General features: G+C 50.8%; 19 protein-coding genes. 13 read left to right on the top strand and 6 right to left on the bottom strand.

All coding sequences use genetic code 11. From position 1 onward, the window contains the following. On the bottom strand, positions 1–2,501 hold a 2,501-nt coding region (locus ACFVRY_RS23475), incomplete at its 3' end, for a X2-like carbohydrate binding domain-containing protein (protein ID WP_387502724.1). 488 nt (positions 2,502–2,989) lie between these two features. Between ACFVRY_RS23475 and ACFVRY_RS23480 the strand changes: the two genes are divergently transcribed. Beyond that, positions 2,990–3,469, top strand: coding sequence for a GNAT family N-acetyltransferase (locus tag ACFVRY_RS23480; RefSeq protein WP_387502922.1), 480 nt, complete (start codon positions 2,990–2,992; stop codon positions 3,467–3,469). A 130-nt stretch (positions 3,470–3,599) separates the two neighbouring features. Here the strand turns inward: ACFVRY_RS23480 and ACFVRY_RS23485 are convergent, their stop codons facing one another. Both ACFVRY_RS23485 and ACFVRY_RS23490 read right to left on the bottom strand, forming a co-directional pair. Next, positions 3,600–4,040 carry a GNAT family N-acetyltransferase gene (locus tag ACFVRY_RS23485; protein WP_387502923.1) on the bottom strand — a complete coding sequence of 147 codons (441 nt, stop codon included), beginning with the start codon at positions 4,038–4,040 and terminating at the stop codon, positions 3,600–3,602. Positions 4,041–4,090: 50 nt separating this feature from the next. Further along, positions 4,091–4,999, bottom strand: a complete 909-nt coding sequence (locus tag ACFVRY_RS23490) for a L,D-transpeptidase family protein (RefSeq protein ID WP_387502725.1) — start codon at positions 4,997–4,999, stop codon at positions 4,091–4,093. 278 nt (positions 5,000–5,277) lie between these two features. Between ACFVRY_RS23490 and ACFVRY_RS23495 the strand changes: the two genes are divergently transcribed. After that, positions 5,278–5,781, top strand: a complete 504-nt coding sequence (locus tag ACFVRY_RS23495; RefSeq protein ID WP_387502726.1) for a hypothetical protein — start codon at positions 5,278–5,280, stop codon at positions 5,779–5,781. A 123-nt stretch (positions 5,782–5,904) separates the two neighbouring features. On the opposite strand, the gene ACFVRY_RS23500 is transcribed toward ACFVRY_RS23495, so the two are convergent. Together ACFVRY_RS23500 and ACFVRY_RS23505 are read right to left on the bottom strand one after the other, a co-directional pair. Next, positions 5,905–6,900 (bottom strand): diacylglycerol kinase catalytic domain-containing protein, encoded by a 996-nt coding sequence (locus ACFVRY_RS23500; protein WP_387502727.1) that lies wholly within the window; start codon positions 6,898–6,900, stop codon positions 5,905–5,907. Next, complete coding sequence (locus ACFVRY_RS23505; RefSeq protein WP_387502728.1) at positions 6,897–7,952, bottom strand: SPFH domain-containing protein; 1,056 nt, start codon at positions 7,950–7,952, stop codon at positions 6,897–6,899. The genes ACFVRY_RS23500 and ACFVRY_RS23505 overlap by 4 nt, the downstream gene beginning before the upstream one ends. A gap of 321 nt (positions 7,953–8,273) precedes the next feature. Between ACFVRY_RS23505 and ACFVRY_RS23510 the strand changes: the two genes are divergently transcribed. Continuing rightward, on the top strand, positions 8,274–9,299 hold the full coding sequence (locus tag ACFVRY_RS23510) for an ABC transporter substrate-binding protein (protein ID WP_387502729.1): 1,026 nt from the start codon (positions 8,274–8,276) through the stop codon (positions 9,297–9,299). 123 nt (positions 9,300–9,422) lie between these two features. Continuing rightward, positions 9,423–11,114: a helix-turn-helix domain-containing protein gene (locus ACFVRY_RS23515; protein WP_387502730.1), complete on the top strand. Its 1,692-nt coding sequence runs from the start codon at positions 9,423–9,425 to the stop codon at positions 11,112–11,114. Here the strand turns inward: ACFVRY_RS23515 and ACFVRY_RS23520 are convergent. Then, a complete protein-coding gene (locus ACFVRY_RS23520) occupies positions 11,103–11,795 on the bottom strand; it encodes a copper homeostasis protein CutC (RefSeq protein ID WP_387502731.1) in 693 nt (230 codons plus the stop codon). The genes ACFVRY_RS23515 and ACFVRY_RS23520 overlap by 12 nt on opposite strands. A 290-nt stretch (positions 11,796–12,085) precedes the next feature. On the opposite strand from ACFVRY_RS23520, the gene ACFVRY_RS23525 reads away from it, so the two are divergent. The 9 genes from ACFVRY_RS23525 (at position 12,086) to ACFVRY_RS23565 (ending at position 20,761) form a co-directional block, all read left to right on the top strand. Next, on the top strand, positions 12,086–12,595 hold the full coding sequence (locus ACFVRY_RS23525) for a GNAT family N-acetyltransferase (protein ID WP_387502732.1): 510 nt from the start codon (positions 12,086–12,088) through the stop codon (positions 12,593–12,595). Positions 12,596–12,770: 175 nt separating this feature from the next. Further along, positions 12,771–13,616: an STM4015 family protein gene (locus ACFVRY_RS23530; protein ID WP_387502733.1), complete on the top strand. Its 846-nt coding sequence runs from the start codon at positions 12,771–12,773 to the stop codon at positions 13,614–13,616. After that, on the top strand, positions 13,552–15,009 hold the full coding sequence (locus ACFVRY_RS23535) for an STM4014 family protein (protein WP_387502734.1): 1,458 nt from the start codon (positions 13,552–13,554) through the stop codon (positions 15,007–15,009). The genes ACFVRY_RS23530 and ACFVRY_RS23535 overlap by 65 nt, the downstream gene beginning before the upstream one ends. Next, the gene (locus ACFVRY_RS23540) at positions 15,006–15,791 is read left to right on the top strand and encodes an STM4013/SEN3800 family hydrolase (protein ID WP_387502735.1); all 786 of its coding nucleotides are present in this window, start codon (positions 15,006–15,008) and stop codon (positions 15,789–15,791) included. The genes ACFVRY_RS23535 and ACFVRY_RS23540 overlap by 4 nt, the downstream gene beginning before the upstream one ends. Before the next feature lie 35 nt (positions 15,792–15,826). Beyond that, complete coding sequence (locus ACFVRY_RS23545; protein WP_387502736.1) at positions 15,827–17,212, top strand: STM4012 family radical SAM protein; 1,386 nt, start codon at positions 15,827–15,829, stop codon at positions 17,210–17,212. Then, positions 17,209–18,075: an STM4011 family radical SAM protein gene (locus tag ACFVRY_RS23550; protein ID WP_387502737.1), complete on the top strand. Its 867-nt coding sequence runs from the start codon at positions 17,209–17,211 to the stop codon at positions 18,073–18,075. Before ACFVRY_RS23545 ends, ACFVRY_RS23550 begins: the two co-directional genes overlap by 4 nt. Then, on the top strand, positions 18,072–18,614 hold the full coding sequence (cysC, locus tag ACFVRY_RS23555) for an adenylyl-sulfate kinase (RefSeq protein ID WP_387502738.1): 543 nt from the start codon (positions 18,072–18,074) through the stop codon (positions 18,612–18,614). The genes ACFVRY_RS23550 and cysC overlap by 4 nt, the downstream gene beginning before the upstream one ends. A 136-nt stretch (positions 18,615–18,750) precedes the next feature. Then, complete coding sequence (locus ACFVRY_RS23560; protein ID WP_387502739.1) at positions 18,751–19,488, top strand: glycerophosphodiester phosphodiesterase; 738 nt, start codon at positions 18,751–18,753, stop codon at positions 19,486–19,488. Between the two features lie 4 nt (positions 19,489–19,492). Then, entirely contained in the window at positions 19,493–20,761 is a 1,269-nt protein-coding gene (locus tag ACFVRY_RS23565; RefSeq protein WP_387502740.1) for an SLC45 family MFS transporter, read from the top strand. Position 20,762 lies beyond the last annotated feature (1 nt).

Raw genomic sequence — 20,762 nt, forward strand, 5'->3', positions numbered from 1 at the left:
TTGCCTTCACTGAACTCGAAGGTTAGTGTTGTCGTACCTACCGCTTGCGCTGACAGGTACGATTTCTTGATGGCTACTGTGTTTCCAGTAACCGTGTAATCCGTTCCAGCTACCAGAAGAGCTGCGCCGTTCTTGATGCTGGACAACGTATTGCCATCCAGTGTCAGAACCGTCGTGACATCCGCTTGCGCCGATACTTTCTTATCGAAGCTTCCGGTTGTCGGCGTGATTACGCTGTGCTTTGTGTTGTCGCTCACTGTGATTGTCAGCGTCTGCGGGTTGCCTGCGCTGAAATCAAAGGCCAATGTTGTCGTACCTACAGCTTGCGTCGCTAAATAGCCTTTCTTAATCGTTACTGTGTTACCATTCACGTCGTAGTCTGTACCGGCTACTAATGTAGCTGGACCATTCTTGATATCCGTGAGCGAGTTGCCATTAAGCGTCAACGTCACACTCACATCCGCTTGGGCCGAAATTCTCTTGTCAAAGCTCGCAGTATCCGGGCTGATTGTTGAAGACACAGGTGAGGTCGTGGTCAGCACCAACTGTGAATTGCCTGAAATAATCACCTGATTATTCACAGACATCAGAGAATAGGCTTGAGCATCTTTAAAATCAACATTGGCATTCTGCCAAGTCGTACCCTGATCATTGGAATAGTAGACTACCGGTGTATTGGTACCGGAAACTGCACCAAGTGCATAGATATTTTTCCCTTTTGCCCCCAATACCGGTGTCAAACCGTATAAGGAGTCATTCCCTATTACCGTTGGTGTTGACCAGGTGGCCAGATCAGTGCTGGTACGGGAAAAGATTTTATAAGAGGGATCATAGCCTAACAAAATGTATTTGGTGCCGTCATAGATAATATCACTGATTGCATCCGTCTGGTTCGGATAGCTACTGGAGCGATTGGTCCAGTTGGTCCCGTCTGGGGAGGTCCAGATGCTTAATGCATTCGCATTGCCATTGTTGTCATAAGCGTAACCAAGTGCGATAAATTGTTGATTGATAAAGGTCACAGAGAACAATGCCTGAATAGCTTGATTTGGCAAAACCGGATCACTCCATATGACACCATCTGCTGATGTTTTAAGAGAAGGACTCGAATACCCTTTCGTGCCTACCGCGACGAACTTACCATTCCCAAAGGCGATATCTGAAAAAAGAGTAGAGTCCGTAATACCCGTCTGCACTGTCCAGGCTGAGCCACCCGTGGAGGTTGCTACTGTGGTTTTGTCCTGGTTCCAATCGCCTACAGCAACGTATCTACCATCTCCGTAAGCAATGGCATTAAAACTGTTGGCTCTTGCCGACAAACTTGCCGGGTTCCAGGAAGAAAGATCACTCGAGGTCCATATTGCCCCATCGCTTCCTTGTTTACCTACTGCAATATACTTCGAGCCGTCATGAATGACTTCATTATAGGTTCCGCCCCACTTGTAACTCCAATCGGAACCATTGGAAGAAACCATAAGTCCCTCATTCCCAAGACGGAAATACTTCCCGTTAAGGAAAGATGAGCTTTGTGTCACGAAATAATTCTTATAAGGCTGCATGGTCCAGGAGTTACCGTCTGTAGACGTATAAACGGCCCCATATCCATAAGGAGCTTGAAAGCCGAACAAATAGTATTTGGTGCCATCGTAGAATCCATTGAACATCTGATTATTTGCTAGTGAGGAGTTTTGTTTAAAGGGAGCACCCGCCGGCGTAAATGTAGACAAATCTGTAGACGTCCACACATAAGCCAAAGGATCAGAGATGTAGTACCGGTCTTTCATCCAAACCAGCATATTGGTACCGATAGAGGGATTGCCCTCTGGATTCATCGGACGTGCAGACGTCCAAGTGGTACCATTCGTTGTAGAGTAAATAAACCCTGAAGTATCACCAACTGCTAGGCGGTTACCATTATTGCCTACGGTGATTTGTGTTAGCGATGTCGTAGCATTCAATCCGGTAGGCACAATTGCGGTCCATGTGATCCCATCAGCGGACTTCAGCAGCTTGCCTTCCGTTAGCGCATAAAATGCAGAGACTCCATTATGATCCAGATACTTCACATTCGTGATTGTTTTGGTCACACCTGAAGTCCGTTGTGTCCAGTCCGTACCATCCGTAGAGGTCAGTATCACACCATCATTTCCGGTAACAACGAATTTACCACTTCCGTAAGCTGCTCCGTAAAAGACAAAAGAGCTGGCATTACCCACGCCGGTGTAATTAACATCCGTCTGCGTTTTTACGTTACTCCAATTTTCGGCGTCTGTCGATTTGATAATTGCACCATAGTAGCCAACTGCAATATACAGATTATTGCCATAAGCAATATTGGTCATGGCTGAACTAGGTAAATCTGATTTGCTCTTGGTAATAAAGCTGTCTGGCGCAGTACCTGCTGCGGATGAACCGGAGGGATGAATGCTGAAAAGAATAAATATACTGAATAACAATAGGCCTATTTTCGCCAATCTTGATGCCGTGAAGCCTTCTCCCATAAGGTAACCCCCAATATTTTTTTCAATAAAATATAATTAGTAAAGAAGCTGCGTACTCCTTTCCTCTCATGAATGAAAGATAATAAATTGCACTTTGTTAAACCAATCCTATATTTCGACAAAAAAATTAAAATTCCTTCATGAAATCGACCTATAAACACAAATATTTATGATTATTTTCACAGCAATAACAGGCTGAACTGATTAAAGGCAAACAACCCGTAAGAAGGCCACTTTGTTCAAAGTGATCACTCTTTACTGGTTACTGTTCGCATGACTTAACCGTTTCGATTCTTGACTCCTTTCAGTGTGTATGGGTACCATAGGAATACTATTGCTTATATATTGACTAAGCTATTTAGATAACCGTGGCTGGAGCAAAAACAATGGAATCCTATAAGATTTTTGCAACATCTTAACCAGCTTAGACATAGGAGAGTGAGAATTTGAGTAGCTTGCAGCATTCATTTCAAGAGGTCTTTTCCATTATGGAGGCTTCGTTCCCCATCTCGGAATTCAGAACACGTGAAGCACAGGAGGCACTGCTGGATCATCCACGTTATGGCCTCCTTACAGACAAGAACGGCAAAGGTAGCGTTATAGCCTTTATGGCTGTGTGGGAATTTTCCGAATTCCGCTTTGTGGAGCATATTGCGGTTGATCCGGCAGCTCGGGGCAAAGGTGCAGGGGACAAGCTCATGCGAGCCTACATCGCAGCATCGGAAATACCGGTACTGCTGGAGGTGGAACCACCGGCGGATGAATGGTCCCGTAGAAGAATCGGGTTTTATGAGCGATTGGGCTTTTGTCTAAATGCGTATGATTATATGCAGCCTCCGCTCAGAGAGGGACAGGATGACCTGCCGTTGAAGATCATGAGTCATGCCCGTCCTATAGATGAAGATGAATTTAATCACTTTAAGGACACCGTATATAAACATGTATATAAGGTTCTGCCTATTGCGTAATATGTCTTAAGGCCGCTAGTACGATGCTGAATGTGCAAATATCTACTATCAAAAAAGTTAAAAAAGCCGGCAAGTCTTCGTGTGGACGAAGGCTCCCGGCTTTTTGTTTAATGAAACGTATGACAGCAATCTACAGGCCCATATGGAGAATAGGGAATGGTTTACCGGAAGGATCCAGCTCCGAGCGGCCCTGCTGCACAAATCCGAATTTGGTGTAAAAGGCGCATGCACCGGGATTCTGCTCATTGACGTCTACTTCGAGCTTATCACCCTTCAAGCTGATCGCCTGATTTAACAACCTCTTGCCAATCCCCTGACCATGAATCTTAGGGTCTACAAACAACATTTCCACCTTCGGTCCATCCAGGCCGATAAAGCCTGTCAGTTTCCCCGCCTCGTCCACTGCCATCCACACTTCCACGCTGGTCAGCGCTTCATCACGCACCATTCCATGGAAGAACTGAATATCCTCCTCTGTCAAAAAATGATGTGTAGCCCGCACAGCCTGCAGCCAAATCTCCACCAGTTGTTCGTGCGCTTGAGCTTCATAAGGAATAATCTTCATCGTAATCCGATCCTGCTTTCATAGTATTAAATTTATAATAAAAAATGAGTTCGTTATTATTTCAAAAGCGTTACCGACTGCTGCTGCGGGTTCCATTTCACATCTATCCCGAACAGTGCAGGCACGCTGCTGAGTGGAATCAATAGGCGGTCATTCACATTCCGGGAGGGCAGTATGGTAACCGTCGTACCATTAACTACAGCCTTATCGGACAATGGCTTATGAGTCACAGAGCGGCTCCCGATAGCTATAGTCAGTTCGCCAGTACCGGCATTTCGGTTCATTGTTCCTCCGCTCAGAGTCACCAATTCTTTCAACGGAACGTAGACCCGGGATTGTTCAACGACAAACGGTTCTTGCAGTTTCGTGGACACCCCGCCCACGATGAACGTTCCGGCAACAATACTCTTCCCTACAGCGTATCCATGATTGACAGCAATGCTTTCCATATCAGTAGAAGTCGAAATAATAACAACCGTGGTATTCTTAGAGATCCGTGGATACAACCAGCGAATATCTTCATTATGCATACGGATGCATCCGGCACTAACATATTTTCCAATAGATGATTCGTTATTATTGCCGTGTATCGCATAAGTAGTGCCTTTCGTTCCGTTCACTTCCAGCCCCAGCCAGCGGTCACCCAGCGGATTAGAAGGATCTCCTCCAGGAATCTTATCTTTATAATAGGGTCTGTTCTGGATTTTGACAACAATCTTGAAGCTGCCTTCCGGGGTTAAAGCTTTGGTCTTGCCTGTCGCTACCGGGAAAGTCTTCTCCAGCTTCCCACCGCTGAAATACGCCAGCTTGTTGGTTTTCTTATTCACAATCAGCAGGTCCGAGCTGGCAGATGCTTCCGCCACGCCCCCTATGCAGGCTGTGAACAGCAGCCCGAGCACAAGCATAAGCGCAAAGATCCGCTGCAGAGAAAGCCGGGATCGGACTCCCGTCAAACAAAAATTCATGTACGCACCTCCGACAAGTCGTTGAGTGTTCCCAGGTGAAACACTTTTATTTACATACGAAAACCAGCCGTAATTGTTGCACCACGACCTGTACCTATTTAGTTACCCTTGTACACGTTGAATCTACCGCTTCTTTCCCGAACCAAATGCGATGACATATCCATCCACCAATCCGTCACCACAGGGCTAGTAAATAATGGGACTACAGAATAATCCAAATTGCTGCAAGTCATAATAAAAGCGCATTATAAACCGAACCCGCCAAGGAGGCTACCCAATTGAATTCAAATCTTTCCAGCCAAATCAACCAATGTGAGCAAATTATTCAGCAACTCGTGAACCAGACGCAACAAGCAAGCCAAAACTACCAGCAGTTACTTCAGCAAGAGCAGCAAAATGCAGTAAGACTCGAAGAAATTGCTCAGCGTGAACATAAAGCTGCCCAAATGATTCAAAGTGCACTGCAAGGTCATCAAACGGCTATCCAGCAAATGCAACAGATCTCTCAGATCTGTAGACAGCTCGAGAGCAATGCACAGACCAGCAGCTATAATACTTCAATGCCTAGCTACACTCCTTCCTTCAACCCGTCTTACACTCCGTCATTTAATCAGCAGCAACCTATGCATTTATCACAGAACTCCCCGATGCATTCAAGCAATAATATGGGGAATAACTCAGCGTATTCGAGCCATTCCGGGTACAACGCCGGGTATAATTCCGGCATGAACCATTCTATGCAAAACAATTCCATGCAGAACAACAACAGAAGCTATCAATAAACAGCATATCGTTGTAAAAGAGGCGAACGGGTCACCGTCCGCCTCTTTCTAATGCTGATCATCTGGTTAGCCGATCAATCTGCCTGCTAACCTACTCAGTCGGCCCCATCATAAGGCCTTTTACTATACAACCAGGCGGCCTTTTTTCTCGGCCAGACAAATCGTTGCCTCCACCCCGGAGTTGAACTCCAGAAAGTCACTCTCCACGCCGTCACTGAAGATTACCCCGTTCTCCGGCATCTGCGAAGTGATACGCAGCGGACCCTCTTCACCAATCTGTCCGAAGACTAGTTCCGCAGAGGTGGCTTTACTGGGAAAAGGCTCTCTTACTGTGAAATACAGCTTGGAATAATCCCAGGGCAGCTGGACATCGGGCGGCTCCAGAGTTCCTGAAACAACATTTACGCTGCTACTATCCGTTTCTTCAGGTGAAGACATTCCCTTCAGCTGGGCGGCTCTCTTTGATATCCCAGCAGCCCCGGCCAGCACGCTTTTGAGCCAGCCTGTCGATCCAAGCCCAGTCGAGACGATGATCCCGCTGGAGGATTGCTGCTCTATCTGCCCGTTAACCTGCAGCTGGTAACAGGCGGACACATGTGTGTTCCGGCCAATGAACAGATCGTTGACGCCGTAGAGACTTTGCCCATCGTTAAGCTGCGCCTTGGCTAGGGTTACTTCTCTCAGCTGGCGTCTGCCACGAAATACGTCCGGAATGATCAGTTTCAGATCCTTGACTGTAAAGGGCAATAGCACTCCGTCCCAACGGCCTGGGTCGGGGTTGACCCCAACTAGCGGCTGGCCCTTCAGATATTTGAGGATGTTGGCGACAAGTCCATCCTGCCCGACAGCCACCACTGTATCCTCTTCTCCAAAGATAAAATTAGGGACATGCTGGCGGTCTAGCACCTGCACCCGCCCCAGTGTGCCAAGCTCAATTACGGCTTGCTCCACGGCAGCCCGATAGTTCAGGTCTTCAGACACATAGTCGCTGAAGTCTGCCCCCAGCCGCTCGATATAGAACTGGGCTTGCTGGATCGTATTGTAGCGGACGACCAACTCCTCCAGCCGGGTCTTGCGTTTCACCAAAACAATCTTCTTCTCTGATCTTGCTCCACTCATCGGCCGCCCGCCCCTCTGCCCGCTGCCGTAGCGATGCCGTCAGGCTTAGCGATCAGTCCTTGCAGCAGATCAGGCGTGATATTAAGCTGTCCGATCTTCCCTGCGTTGCCGGCCAGATCCTGGAACGCGATGGCGATCAGCTTCTCTGGATTCATGCCGACCTGGGTTAAGGCCTGCAGCACATTCGGTGCCACATTTTGCAGCGAGTTCATGATGGCCGACAGCTCGTAGGCACGGGCGTCTGCTTCTGCTTTTTTATTGGTAATGGCCAGTTCAATCAGTTCCTGTTTCTTCTCTTCCAGTGCCGTATCGAAGCTGAGCTGTTCTTCCTTCATCTGATTCTGCTTCTGCTTCACCGCACGCTCGGCGTCCAATTGCGTCTCCCGGATCTGTTTTTTCTTCGTCTCTACAGCGATCTCCGTGCTCAGCTCATTCTCCTTAACCCGTCTCTCCTGTTCAATCGAAGCATTGCGCCGCTCGTACAGCGCATTGTCGGCATCGCGCAGAATTTCTTCTCTAGCCTGCGCTTCCAGCGCCCGCAGCGTCTCCTTGTTCGGCACGATGGCCAGAATCGACAAGCCCATTAGTTCAATACCCAGCTTCTCAATCTCTTCATTTCTGGCGATTTCCTGTGTAATGCTCCGGGCCAGGCGTTCACTGGATTGAATGGCATCCCTGAGCGGAAGCTGCTCCATCTGCTTCTTTGTCAGCACTTTGGCGATATTAATGACCCGCTGGGCCAGCTTGCCAGGATCATCGGAGAGGTACGTGTTTTTTTTCAGATTATAGGTATAATTCAAAATTTGCGTTGTTTTACGGTAGTCGACGATCCGATAAGTCAGCTGCCCCTGCACAGTCACAGTCTGGTAGTCATGGGTAATTTCCTCGAATATAAACGGAACATCTATCGACGATACCGGAACAACAACCACCGAGGTCGCAGGCGCATAATAATGAAAAGAAAGACCGATGCCTTCACGGACGACTTTGCCGTTCTTCACCTTCAGTACATATTCACTGGGCTGGAATTTTACAAATCTGAATCCGAACATGGACAAAACCTCCTGTTGTTAAACTTTAGTTAATAACATTTTGTTATTAACAGTATGATATCATTATTTTATGTTAATATCAATATGTTAATAACATTTTTTTGAGTTTCCATGCTCTGTGTTTCCTTGTTCATTTTCATCGTTTGTGTTGTTCATCTTCATTGTTTAAGTGACTCATTCCCACTATTTTTGCACAAAATCAATTGTTCTCTTTAGATTTGTCCATTGAGTCATGAAACACATTCCTTTATGATTATTTTTAGCGAGAATGATTATCATTATTGATGATGGTCTTATATCTATATGGGGGGACAAAATATAATGAAGCAAGTTAGACAAACTGTGGCCTTATTATGCATGATCGTACTGATGGGCACGCTGCTGTTGGCCTGCGGCGGTAAGAACGAGCCGCAAGCCAGCAATAATAAAGGAAACAGTACCAGCACTAGCAATACTACTGCAGAAGCATCTTCACCACCGGAAGCTACAACCGATACGGCTGCAAAAACTGGGGGTACCCATTCTTATACAGATTACAGAGGACATACTGTAGAAATTCCAGACAACCCGCAGAAGATTGTCTTCTTCGGGGAGACTTACGGCGACCTGCTGACTCTGGGTGTACAAGCCATTGGCGCGGCCAAAGTATTGTATGAGAACCAAATTTATGAGGATAAGGTTCAAGGCGTAGAGGATGTTGGCTTACCCATCAGCCTGGAGAAGACACTTGATCTGCAGCCCGACTTGATCATTTACTCCGTTACGGATGAAGCAGATTTTGAAGCGTTGTCCAAAATCGCCCCTACCGTCATCTTCGATACCTTTGCACCGCTGAAGGAACGGATGCTGGAGCTCGGAACTATCCTTGGTAAAACAAAAGAAGCCGAATCTTGGGTGGCCCAGTACAAGGTTAAGGAAGTAGCTATGTGGGAACAGCTTAAGGCTTCTGGTATGAAGCCAGGTGAGACCGCATCGGTCTTCACATATTATCCCGGCGACCGTCTGTTCGTTATGGCTACTACAGGACTTTCACAAGTGTTGTATGAAGAGAATGGCTTTAAGCCGACTCCATTAATCCAGAAGGTGCTCGATGAGAAGAAAGGCTTCGAGGAAATATCCATGGAACTGCTTAAGGAATACGCTGGTGATCGTATCTTCATCCTGAATCCGGTAGCGGACGAAGCTAAAAAATCCACGGAACAGCTGATTAACAGCCAGCTGTGGAAGAACCTCCCTGCCGTCAAAAACGGATATGTATACTTCCAGGATATCGAGCAAACATCTGCTGACGCCTCCACCAGAGAATGGCTCCTCCAGCAGATTCCGAACCTGATTTCCGAAAAGTAAAACGGAGTTGCCGCTGCAGCAAACGATTCGAAGCCGATCAACATCTGTTGATCGGCTTCTTTGTTTTATATACAATAGTTATAATTGATAATGATTATCACTTAACCAAGGAGGACACTACCTATGCTTCACCCCACACCCCCTACCGCCTCGCTGCATTCCTTGCTGTTTCAACTGTCGGATGTTGAGCTAAGAATGCACACTGCCGGTACAGCCTCCCAGCCACCACCTGCTAAGCAGTATACTCTGCTCGTCTTTACCAGCGGTACAGGAGAGCTGCATGCAGGTGACGAGACTGTGATGCTAAGAACAGAAGCCTGCGTCCTACTCTCCCCTGGGGAGTCTCTCCATATCTGCGACAACGAGACTACGCTCTATTACTACGAGGTTAGCTTCACATCCATCTATACCAGTGAAAGCAAGCCACCTATGGCCTATTCCCGCCGGATACTGACAGGCCGACGGGAACTGGTCGCCTATCCATTCTCCAAGCTGATCCGGCTTGTGGAGGACTTATACTCAGATCGTACGTATACCGATGAGATCAGTCGTATGAAGCAGAATCTTAAGCTTCAGGAACTGCTGTTGTTCTTGTTCGAGTACAATTTCCGTTCTGAAGACATTGAAAGTCCTACCCAATCTGTTGAACGTACGATACGTTACTTGCAGGATCACTATATGGTGAACATTACAGTGAAGCAGCTGTCCGAAATTGCCGGCATGTCCATCTGGCAGTACACCCCTATCTTCCAGAATCTCACTGGCAGTAAGCCATTAGAATATCTCACGGATCTGCGGATTCACCATTCCAAGCAGTTGCTGCTCCATTCGGGTGAACCGCTGCGAGAAATTGCCCGCCAGGTCGGCTACGCCGATGAGTATTATTTCAATCGCCGCTTCCGGCAAAGAACAGGAATCGCACCAGGTCAGTACGCTCATTCCCATCGCCCAACCCGCCGGGTAACAGACTGGACTGGACATGAAGTAGAAATTCCCGACAAACCGAGACGCATCATTTATCACGGCGAGACGATCGGGGATCTACTGGCGCTGGGCATTAAGCCTATCGGCGGAGAAGAGGCCTTCTCCTGGAATCGGGTCTACAAGCACCGACTGAAAAAGCTGGTCAATGTGGGCTTCCCTATGGATGCCGAAGCCGCCGACTCCCTTAGTCCCGATCTGATCATTCTAGCTAATGCCAATGATCAAGAGTACAGCCGCATCTCCGCCATTGCGCCGACACTGTCCTTCGACTCATTCGCCTCGCTGGAGAAGCGGCTTCATCTGCTGGGATGCTGGCTAGGCAAAGAAAGCGAGGCCGCCGCCTGGCTGGGCAGCTTCAGCACAAAAAACGCTGCCTTATGGCAGCGTCTGCGCGCTGAAGAGCTCGTGAGGCCGGGTGAAACGGCCTCTGTTCTGATTCACGACCATGGAAACCGTCTGTTTGTCATGGGATGCTCCGGTTTGGCCCCGGCACTCTATGCGCCAGGCGGCTTTATACCTGTGGACAGGATCAAAGAGGAAATTCTGGACCAGGATCTCGGATTCGGCGAGATTGAAGCCGGCGACATGGCCGCCTACACAGGCGACCGCCTCTTCATGCTCATCCCCGAACGGGAAGATTCCCGTTTAGCCATGGAAGAGCTACTGCGCAGTCCCGAGTGGACAAGCCTGCCGGCTGTGCAAAACGGCCTCGTCTATTTGCTGGACGGGGCTAAATGGAACGCCGGCGATGCCCTAACCCGGGAGAAGCTGCTGACATGGCTGCCCAAGTTGTTGCAAGATCCTGCTCCGGTAAGCCGACTACTTCAATGACCCCAGAATCCGGCGGATCTCGGTGACCCGCGCCGCGTCCACCGGGCGCAGCGGGTCACCATTCTTCCGAGCGGCGGAGCCAAAATGCAAACGGCGCACGCCCGTGTCACGCACAAAATCACTTAGGCCACTAGCGGTCAAGCCGCTCCCGGCCAGAATAGAAAGCGGCTTCCCGGCGGTCAGCCGCTCCAGTACGGCCAATCGTTCCGCCCCTTCCGGCGCCGTTCGGCGACCGCCGGACGTCAGAATATCCGTAATCTGCGGATATCCAAGTAGCACCTCCAAGGCTTCCAACTGATCGTCCACTTCATCAAACGCCCGGTGGAAGGTGACCGGCACGCCAGGGGCTTCCTCCAGAAGCGAAGCCAGCGCCCGCTCATCAATGGTACCGTCAGGGCGTAACACCCCCAACACCAGGGACAACCCTCCCACCGATGCAATATGACGGATATCCCTGCGCATTACTCTAAGCTCGGATTCGTCATATACAAAAGAGCGAGCATGCGGACGAATCATTACCCGGACCGGGATATTTACGGCCGCTCGCACCTGCTCCATTAGGCCAAGGCTTGGCGTTAAACCGCCTTCAGCGATGCCTGCAATTAGTTCTATGCGGTCAGCACCATAGCGCTCGGCTGTCACAGCATCCCCTAAGGTTGTCGCAATCACTTCCAAAAGCATAGTCACTCTTCCCCCTATCCATGTCTTCCTGATGAATACTGCTAATATGGCTTTATCCATTTTCTCTATAAGTTACATTAATCTACATTCATTGTACTGCGTTTCAAGGGACATTAACAATTATCCTACAATTCAGGACTTTATTAGGTAAATAAACCTCTCATAAACTTATATATGACATATACATAACATACTTCATCCAGATTTTTAACTATATTGTAAATATAGTTTACATCAGTATAATGATAATTAGTATTTCATCATCGTCATATTGAAAGGATGGCTCGCACATGAGTATCGAACCTACAATCACGCTAGTGGAGTCATTGACTCCGGAAATTGAACTTGGGTTAAGTGAAATGCTAATCCACGTTGTAAATGACGGAGCTTCCATCGGCTTCCTCCCGCCATTAGACAAAGCCGAAGCCTTGGACTACTGGCGGAGTGTTCCGGGGCCTGGTATCTTACTCTGGATTGCTCGGGAAGGAGATACCATTACAGGCACGATCCAATTGCAGCTGGCCAAAAAGGCCAATGCGCTTCACCGTGCGGAGATCGCCAAACTGATGGTTCATCCGGATCATCGCAGAAAAGGCATTGCCGGGCGTCTCATGGATACCGCCGAGGCTGCGGCAGCTACGGAAGGCCGTGAGCTGTTGACACTGGATACCCGTGAGGGTGATCCCTCCAACTTACTCTACCAGTCGCGCGGTTTTATCGAGGCGGGCCGAATCCCGTACTTTGCCCGTTCCGGGAATGGACAACTGCACACCACAGTGTTGTACTACAAAAAGCAATAACGATGCACAACATCATGAGTAAACGGCAAGCTCCGGGAATTGGGGCTTGCCGTTTATTTATGACGATGAAATTGATGATCCGCAGGTAGCGTTGCTGGGTCTTTGGTCATTTGACTCCCCTTTCGTCAAATGATAGGGTAGTTTCGAAGTAAAACTTTTTCCAGGAGGGAACATCATGACTGAAGTGAAGCTTACGGTTGGCTACGACGAATTCGAAGAGGGTAGGCGGATTGGCGAAGAGATTGAAAAGCTCAGCCAGAGCGCTGAAAGTGCAACGCTGAGCAGCCTGATTATTGGCGATTGGGGACAGACCTATGAGAACAGCTCGGAAGAGGTGGTAGAAGCCCTGGTCCAGCACAGTGCAAGCTTCCCGCTGCTTCGTAAGCTGTTCATCGGCGAGATGGACTCTGAGGAATGCGAGATTTCTTGGATTACGCAAAGTGATCTGTCTCCGCTGCTCGCTGCTTTTCCAGAGCTGCAATCCTTCACCATTCAAGGTTCGAATGAACTGAGCCTGAGCCATCTGAAGCATGACAAGCTGGAGGAACTGACGATCATCTGCGGCGGCCTGGGCAAGGAAGTTCTTGCGCAAATTGCTGGCAGCAGTCTGCCGAATCTACACAAGCTAGAGTTGTACCTCGGTGTAGATGAATACGGATTTGACGGCAGTCTGGAAGATATTCTTCCACTGATTGAACCCGGCAAGTTCCCTAAGCTCAACTATCTAGGGCTGAAAAATAGCGAGATTCAGGACGAGATCGCGGCAACGCTCGCAGCCGCTCCAATCCTGGATCAGCTTGACACGTTGGACCTCTCCCTTGGCACTTTAAGCGATACCGGCGCTGAAGCACTGCTCGCCAGTGAAGAAATTAAGAAATTAAAAGCGCTGAATCTCAGCTATCATTATATGTCTAATGAAATGGTAGCCCGCTGGCAGCAGAGCGGACTGCCTGTCGATGTCAGCGACCAGCAGCAAAGCGATGATGACGAGGACTGGCGTTATCCGTCCATCACGGAGTAACGCAGATATGCAGCCGCTGATCGTCATCGGTCACCCTGGCGACCGGCGGACAGAGGGTATCCGGCAGGCCAGGGAGAGGCTTGGCCTCCCGCCCGTTATCATTCTGCCCTATGCCGGACTGCTTCAGGGCCGGCCTTTAGCTGAGCTGCTGGCAGAGCAGCAGCCAGCAATGGCCGACGCTGCCGGCAGGGGCAGCGTTCCCCCGCTGCTGCGCCTGGATTCGCCAGGCGGCAGCTTCGAGAGTGAGCGCGCCCTGATTGCTCTGGGCGCGCCGGACGCCCCGGATACCAGCGATACGCTGTATCCGGGCTTCGAGCGGCAGCAGCACAGCTCGCTGCCGCCGGGCACTGGGCAGCGCGGACTCGGCTCGCTGCCTCCGAACGCCGAGCAGCGACGACTCGGCTCGCTGCCACATAGCGCTGAGCGGCGACAGCCTGGCCCGCTGCCGCTCAGCGTCAAGGCGGCGCTCCGGCTGCAGGATCTGCCGGGCGTGCTGCACCATCCTTCCCAGTGGTTCCGCGGCTACTGCCGGCTGCTGGGAAGGTTGAAACGCGAGGCGGCGGAGGCCTGGCCCGGCGCGGAATGGCTTAATGATCCGGCAGAAATTATCGCCATGACCGACAAGCGGGAGACACAGCGAACCCTCGCGGCAGCGGGAGTTTCAGTGCCGCGCCCACTCGGTGGCACGCAGCCCCCTGTGGACTATGCCACGCTCCGTGAGAAAATGGCCGCAGAGCGAATGCACCGTGTGTTCATCAAGCTGGCCTGCGGCTCTGCAGCTTCCGGCGTAATCGCTTATCAGGTGAACCCTTCCACTGGGGCAGAACTGGCGATAACAACCGTAGGGGTAGAGTCGTTCATCACCCGCCCTCCGATTTATTATAATTCCGGGAAGCTGCGCCGCTATACCGACCGGAAAACCATTGAAACCATTATCAACTGGCTCTATCGGCACGGCGCCTATGCCGAGCGGTGGGTGCCTAAGGCCAGCCACGGCGGACGATCCTTCGATATCCGCCAGCTTGTCGTCTTCGGAAAGGCCTGTCATGCCGTGGCCCGCTGCAGCACGACGCCGATCACGAATCTGCATCTGCGCAGCCAGCGGATGACACCCGCCGAGGCCGGACTATCCGAAGAGATGCTGGAGCAAGTACGGGAGACTGCCAGGCAGGCACTTGCTGCTTTTCCAGGCTCGGCGATCGCGGGGATGGATGTACTCGTATCTGGCAACCCGCAGCGTACATATATTGCCGACGTTAATCCGTTCGGCGATCTGCTGTATGATGTGGAGTATCACGGCTACGGGACTTATGAATGGGAAATGAAGATGCTGGCTGACAGAGCCCAGCCTTCTCCTCCCTCAACATCGTTTATAAAGGACGGATCATCATGACAGATATGAACACTATTGTTGGCACCCATGACATCCTAATGATTACACTCGATACTCTACGTTATGATGCTGCCGTTCTGGAAGAAGAGAATTGTCCCAACCTTTGCGGAACAGGATCATGGGAGAAACGGCATACGCCGGGAAGCTTCACTTATGCGGCCCATCATGCCTTTTTTGGCGGCTTCCTGCCGACGCCTGCAACAACGGACAAATCGGAACATATTCGCACGTTCCATTCCAAGAACACCGGGATGAAGACCCATCCTCATACCTGGCTGTTCGATACACCGGACATCGTCTCCGGGCTGGCCGCTGAAGGCTACCGGACGGTTTGCATCGGGGGAGTTATTTTTTTCACCAAGAAGAATCCGCTTGCCCGGGTACTGCCCGGCTATTTTCAGCAGAGCTACTGGCGTATGAACTTCGGTGTGACGAACCCCCGTTCCACAGAGCATCAGGTGAATCATACCCTTAAAATTATGGACACTGTGGATCGGTCAGAGCGGTTATTCATGTTCCTGAACGTATCCGCGATCCACGGACCGAACCATTATTTCCTGCCAGGGGCCAAAAAAGACTCCGTTGATAGCCAGCGCGCTGCGCTCCGCTACGTCGATGGGGAACTCGGCCGTCTGTTCCAAGGCTTCCGCGAACGCGGCAACCCGGTATTCTGTCTGGCCTTTTCCGATCATGGCACAGCCTATGGCGAAGATGGCTACCAGGGCCACCGGCTCGCACATGAGACGGTATGGAATGTTCCATACCGCGAATTTATTTTGTGATACCCAATGAATTCCGAAAGGATGGAGAACAGTCTATGGCGTCATCGTATCATCCTCGGTTGCTCCATGGCGACGTTAGCCCGTCCCCCTCATCGGAGGAGCTTCTGCAATGGAAAAGCGGAATTACCGCTGATCCTTATCGTTCTTATCTGTATTCCTATCCGCATAAAACGGCTTACCGCGATCTGGAACCACCGCTACCCTTGAATGAACTATGGCGTGACGAACCTGCCGAATCGTTCTTTCTATACATGCACATTCCGTTCTGCGGTGCCCGCTGCGGGTTCTGCAATCTGTTCACACTGCCGGACAAGCGGGCTGATGTGCACGCCCGTTATGTAGATGCTCTGGAGCGCCAAGCCCGGCAGTGGGCGCCGTTCACGGCCCATAAGCCGTATGCCCGGTTTGCCATTGGCGGTGGCACCCCAACCTTACTAGCCCCGGATCAGCTACGCCGCCTGTTCTACATTGCCACGGACATCATGGGGCTCGCTACAGACAAGGTTTCGATCTCGGTAGAAACTTCGCCAGAGACCCTTACCGTAGAAAAGCTGGAGATTCTGAAAGATGCAAACGTAGACCGGGTCAGCATGGGCATTCAAAGCTTCGTCGCGTCAGAATCAGCAGCAATTTACCGGCCACAAGACCCTGACGTAGTCTACCGGGCGCTGGAGCTGCTGGGTCGATATGATTTTCCAATTCTGAATCTCGATCTGATCTATGGACTTCCAGGTCAGACCGTAGAGACTTGGCTGTATTCGCTGAACCAGACACTGTCTTATAATCCAGGTGAAATCTTCATCTATCCTCTCTACACCCGTGAACACACGATTGTGAAACCCGGCGATCTGGAGCGACAGGAGGATATCCGGCTACAGTGCTATAACGCTGCCCGCGAATTGCTTGAACGTCATGGATACCGTCAGTATTCCATGCGCCGCTTCGCCAAAGAAACGGCTGAGAGCCATAAGCCGCTTCTTGATTATAGTTGCCAGGAAGAAGGAATGGTGGGGCTAGGCTGCGGAGCCCGCTCCTATACCCGGGGCGTACACTATGCCTCTCGTTATGGAGTCAGCCGCAAGGCTACGGAGAGCATCATCGCCGATTATGTGGCCGCAGAACGTTATGATACCGCCGATTACGGGATTGTGCTGGAGCGGGAAGAACAGAAACGCCGCTTTATCCTGAAGGCTATTCTGCACAGCGAGGGCTTGAAGCTGTCTCAGTATACGGAACGTTTCGGCACCCTGCTGTGGAGCGATTTTCCTGAGCTAGCTCTGCTCACCGACTCCGGATTTGGCCTTGTGGAGGACGATGTGCTACGCCTGACCGGCGAAGCTCTCGGCTACTCTGACTCTATCGGCGACTGGTTTATTTCATCCGGCATTCGGGAGCGCATGGAAAGGTTCGTCCTCCCATGAAGGCCGTTCTCTATTACCGAGGGACCCTCACCTCCTGTAATTATGACTGCCCTTACTGCCCCTTCGGCAAAACACGGGATAGCGCCGCCACACTCGCCAAAGACCGCGAGGGCGTCGAGCGGTTCGTACACTGGGTGGGCGATCAGGGAACGTCCGGTCACCGCCTTTCCATCTTCTTCAATCCGTATGGAGAAGGCCTGACTCACCGCTGGTACAAGGACGCCATTACGACCCTGGCAGGTATGGAACATGTCGATAAGGTGGCGATCCAGACCAACTTGTCAGCCAGATTGGATTTCACTGCCGGGCTGAACCTGGACAAGGTTGCATTCTGGGCAACCTACCATCCCGGACAAGTGGAAGAAGAACGTTTTCTCGCCCAGTGCATGACCCTCTACAACAGCGGAATTCCTTTCAGTGTAGGCAGTGTGGGCGTCCGCAGTGCCTTTCCCGCCATAGCTTCGCTTCGCGCCTCACTGCCTGAGGACGTATACCTGTGGATTAATGCCTACAAGGATCGCCCGGATTACTACACAGCGGAAGATCTAGCCTATCTGTCGTCACTAGATCCACACTTCGAAATTAATGCAACCGATTATGAAAGCCTCGGTAAATATTGCAGCGCTGGCAGCACCGTCTTCTACGTCCAGGGAGCTGGGCTCGTGAAACGCTGCTATAAGGATCGGGGTGTAATCGGCAACTTGTACCGGGACGGACTGGAAGGTCTCTCGGTCAAGCGGGCTTGCCGAATGAACGTTTGTGACTGCTATATCGGTTACATCCATATGCCCCATCTGGAGCTGCAGGAAATCTATGGCTCCGGGCTATTGGAACGAATCCCTTACGGAGATATGAGACTATGAATGAGAATGAGAATAAGAATACCGGATTTACAGTGTGGCTGACTGGCTTGTCCGGCGCTGGCAAATCAACGATTGCCTCCGGACTGACGGCAGCGCTAGTAGAACTGGGTCGGCCTGTGGAATGGCTGGATGGCGATGACCTCCGGCAGCATGTCTGCAAGGGCCTGGGCTTCAGCCGCGAAGATCGATTCGAGAACATACGCCGCGCCGCCTATCTTGCAGGAATGCTTAACCGTCATGGCGTAATCACAATCGTATCTGTGATCAGCCCATACCGAGAGATGCGGGAATACGCCCGGCAGACCCTGCCAGGCTTCGCCGAGATCTATGTGGACTGCCCTTTACAGGTATGCGAGGAACGGGATGTCAAGGGACTATACGCCAAGGCGCGCCGTGGTGATATCCCCTTGTTCACAGGCATCACTGATCCCTATGAGGTCCCGGAACATCCGGAGCTAACCTTGAACACAGCAGAGCAATCCCCCGAAGAAAGTGTGGCTACTCTGCTGGAATGGCTCAAAAACAACAAGGGAATGTAATGTCTGCGTTAAATTTGCGAAATTGGAACCCTGCCTAATTTTTCGGACAGGGTTTCTTTGCTGCATGTGGAAATAGAATGAGGATAGCCTGACTGATCAGGCACATTAAATAAACCATTGGAGGGACAGCATACCGATGACTTCAATTATAAACTTTGCCCATCGCGGCGCATCCGCCGTCTGCCCGGAGAACACCATGGCGGCCTTCCGCAAGAGTCTGGAGCTCGGAGCGACCGGAATCGAAACAGACGTTCAAATGTCCAAGGACGGTGCACTGATTCTGATTCATGATGAAACACTGGATCGTACCACGAACGGCACCGGTGCTGTGAAGGATCATACACTGCGCGAATTGCTCGGTCTCGATGCCGGCTCCTGGTTCGGCACAGACTTTGCAGGGGAGCCCCTGCCGCTGCTGGAAGACCTTCTGGAATTGCTCCACGAGACCGATATCATTCTCAATATTGAGCTTAAGAACGGAGAGTGCCCGTACCCTGGCCTAGAGGAGAAGGTTATAGCCGCTGTCCGTGAATGGGGCATGAGCGATCAGGTTGTCATTTCCAGCTTCAATCACTACTCCCTTGCTTATTTCCACTCCTTGGCACCGGAGATCCGCACTGGCATTCTGTATATGGAGGGACTGTACCGTCCGTGGGATTATGCCGCTACCCTTGGTGCTACTGCATTGCACTCCTACCACTACGCAGTACTGCCAGAATTCGTATCGGAAGCTGCAGCACGTGGTGTCGTCTACCATCCATTCACCGTTAATGATCCCGAGCGGATGAAATACCTGATCGATGCAGGTGTAGCAGGCATTATTACAGACCATCCTGACATCCTGGCCGAGCTGCTGGCTGCCAAAGGAGTGTGACACGGTGAAAAAAGTCTGGCTGCTCGGATTTGGCTTTTTCAGCATCAGCATTACATGGAGCTTGTATAATGCGTTTGTTCCATTTTTCCTGGAAAAGTATGTGCACAGTGTAGCCCTGATCAGCTTTATGATGACCATTGATAATTACTTTGCGCTGTTCCTGCAGCCGTGGATCGGCAACCGCAGCGACCGTACGGTAACCCGCTATGGGCGCAGAATGCCTTATCTGCTATTCGGCATGCCCCTGGCCGCTGTACTGACAATGCTGATTCCGTTCCACACCGGACTGTTCACCCTGTTGCTCTTCATGATGCTCATGAATCTGGCGATGAGCCTGTACCGTTCACCCACTGTGGCGCTGATGCCCGATATTACACCAGATCACCAGCGAACGAAAGCGAATGGACTAATCAACTTTATGGGTGGAATCGGCTCCATCCTGGCCTTTGGCGTGGGGTCTATCCTCTATGATTCCAGCCCGGCGTTGCCCTTTATTGTGGCCGGACTGACTACACTATTCTGTCTGCTAGTTGTATCACGATTTATTAATGAGGCAAGAGATCGAGTGAAACACGCAGCTATGCCTCCTGGTGAAGCAGCAGCCGAAGCCCCTCTTGTCGGCGAAGAGAACTCACTACCGAGTGCTGTACCACTCACTGCCAAAGCCAGGCGCATCTCATTTAAAAGCCAATTGGACCGAACCACCTTATTTCTGCTAGCTGCTATTTTCTTCTGGTTCGTTGCTTACCAAGGGGTGGAAACGCTGTTTACGCTGTATGGCAAACATCACCTTGGCCTTAGCGAAAAGGCAGCGTCCTTCTCGCTAACCTTCTTCTCCCTGGCCTTTGTACTCTTCGCCATTCCCAGCGGCTGGCTGGGGGGGCGCTTCGGCAAGAAAAAAGTCATCATTACCGGCGTTTGCGGTCTGATGACTGTGTTTGCGCTTGTAGGTTCGGCAGAGAATCTGCTTATGCTGCGGGGAATGCTAGTGCTGGGGGGCATCTTCTGGGCCTGCATCAACATCAACTCTTATCCATATCTCGTTGCTACAGGAACAGAGGAGAGCATCGGCACACGGACAGGAATGTATTATCTGGTATCCTCCCTGGCCGCCGTCGGGTCTCCGCCAATTCTCGGTCTATTAATTGATCTGCTTGGATATTCTGTACTGTTCTACTGCGCAGCCTTTAGTATGGCGGTAGCTCTGCTCTGCCTGCTGCTAATAAAGGGAAGTAAGAGTACCGCCAGTCCCTATCGAACCCCGGGTGCCTGAA

Source organism: Paenibacillus sp. NPDC057934 (assembly GCF_042887565.1).
Lineage (GTDB): Bacteria > Bacillota > Bacilli > Paenibacillales > Paenibacillaceae > Paenibacillus_AQ.

Excerpts from the sequence above, each read along its gene's own strand:
- ACFVRY_RS23480 (WP_387502922.1), top strand. The coding sequence starts at position 2,990 with ATGGAGGCTTCGTTCCCCATCTCGGAATTCAGAACACGTGAAGCACAG.
- ACFVRY_RS23490 (WP_387502725.1), bottom strand. The coding sequence starts at position 4,999 with ATGAATTTTTGTTTGACGGGAGTCCGATCCCGGCTTTCTCTGCAGCGG.
- ACFVRY_RS23500 (WP_387502727.1), bottom strand. The coding sequence starts at position 6,900 with ATGAGTGGAGCAAGATCAGAGAAGAAGATTGTTTTGGTGAAACGCAAG.
- ACFVRY_RS23505 (WP_387502728.1), bottom strand. The coding sequence starts at position 7,952 with ATGTTCGGATTCAGATTTGTAAAATTCCAGCCCAGTGAATATGTACTG.
- ACFVRY_RS23510 (WP_387502729.1), top strand. The coding sequence starts at position 8,274 with ATGAAGCAAGTTAGACAAACTGTGGCCTTATTATGCATGATCGTACTG.
- ACFVRY_RS23515 (WP_387502730.1), top strand. The coding sequence starts at position 9,423 with ATGCTTCACCCCACACCCCCTACCGCCTCGCTGCATTCCTTGCTGTTT.
- ACFVRY_RS23520 (WP_387502731.1), bottom strand. The coding sequence starts at position 11,795 with ATGCTTTTGGAAGTGATTGCGACAACCTTAGGGGATGCTGTGACAGCC.
- ACFVRY_RS23525 (WP_387502732.1), top strand. The coding sequence starts at position 12,086 with ATGAGTATCGAACCTACAATCACGCTAGTGGAGTCATTGACTCCGGAA.
- ACFVRY_RS23530 (WP_387502733.1), top strand. The coding sequence starts at position 12,771 with ATGACTGAAGTGAAGCTTACGGTTGGCTACGACGAATTCGAAGAGGGT.
- ACFVRY_RS23535 (WP_387502734.1), top strand. The coding sequence starts at position 13,552 with ATGTCAGCGACCAGCAGCAAAGCGATGATGACGAGGACTGGCGTTATC.
- ACFVRY_RS23540 (WP_387502735.1), top strand. The coding sequence starts at position 15,006 with ATGACAGATATGAACACTATTGTTGGCACCCATGACATCCTAATGATT.
- ACFVRY_RS23545 (WP_387502736.1), top strand. The coding sequence starts at position 15,827 with ATGGCGTCATCGTATCATCCTCGGTTGCTCCATGGCGACGTTAGCCCG.
- ACFVRY_RS23550 (WP_387502737.1), top strand. The coding sequence starts at position 17,209 with ATGAAGGCCGTTCTCTATTACCGAGGGACCCTCACCTCCTGTAATTAT.
- cysC (WP_387502738.1), top strand. The coding sequence starts at position 18,072 with ATGAATGAGAATGAGAATAAGAATACCGGATTTACAGTGTGGCTGACT.
- ACFVRY_RS23560 (WP_387502739.1), top strand. The coding sequence starts at position 18,751 with ATGACTTCAATTATAAACTTTGCCCATCGCGGCGCATCCGCCGTCTGC.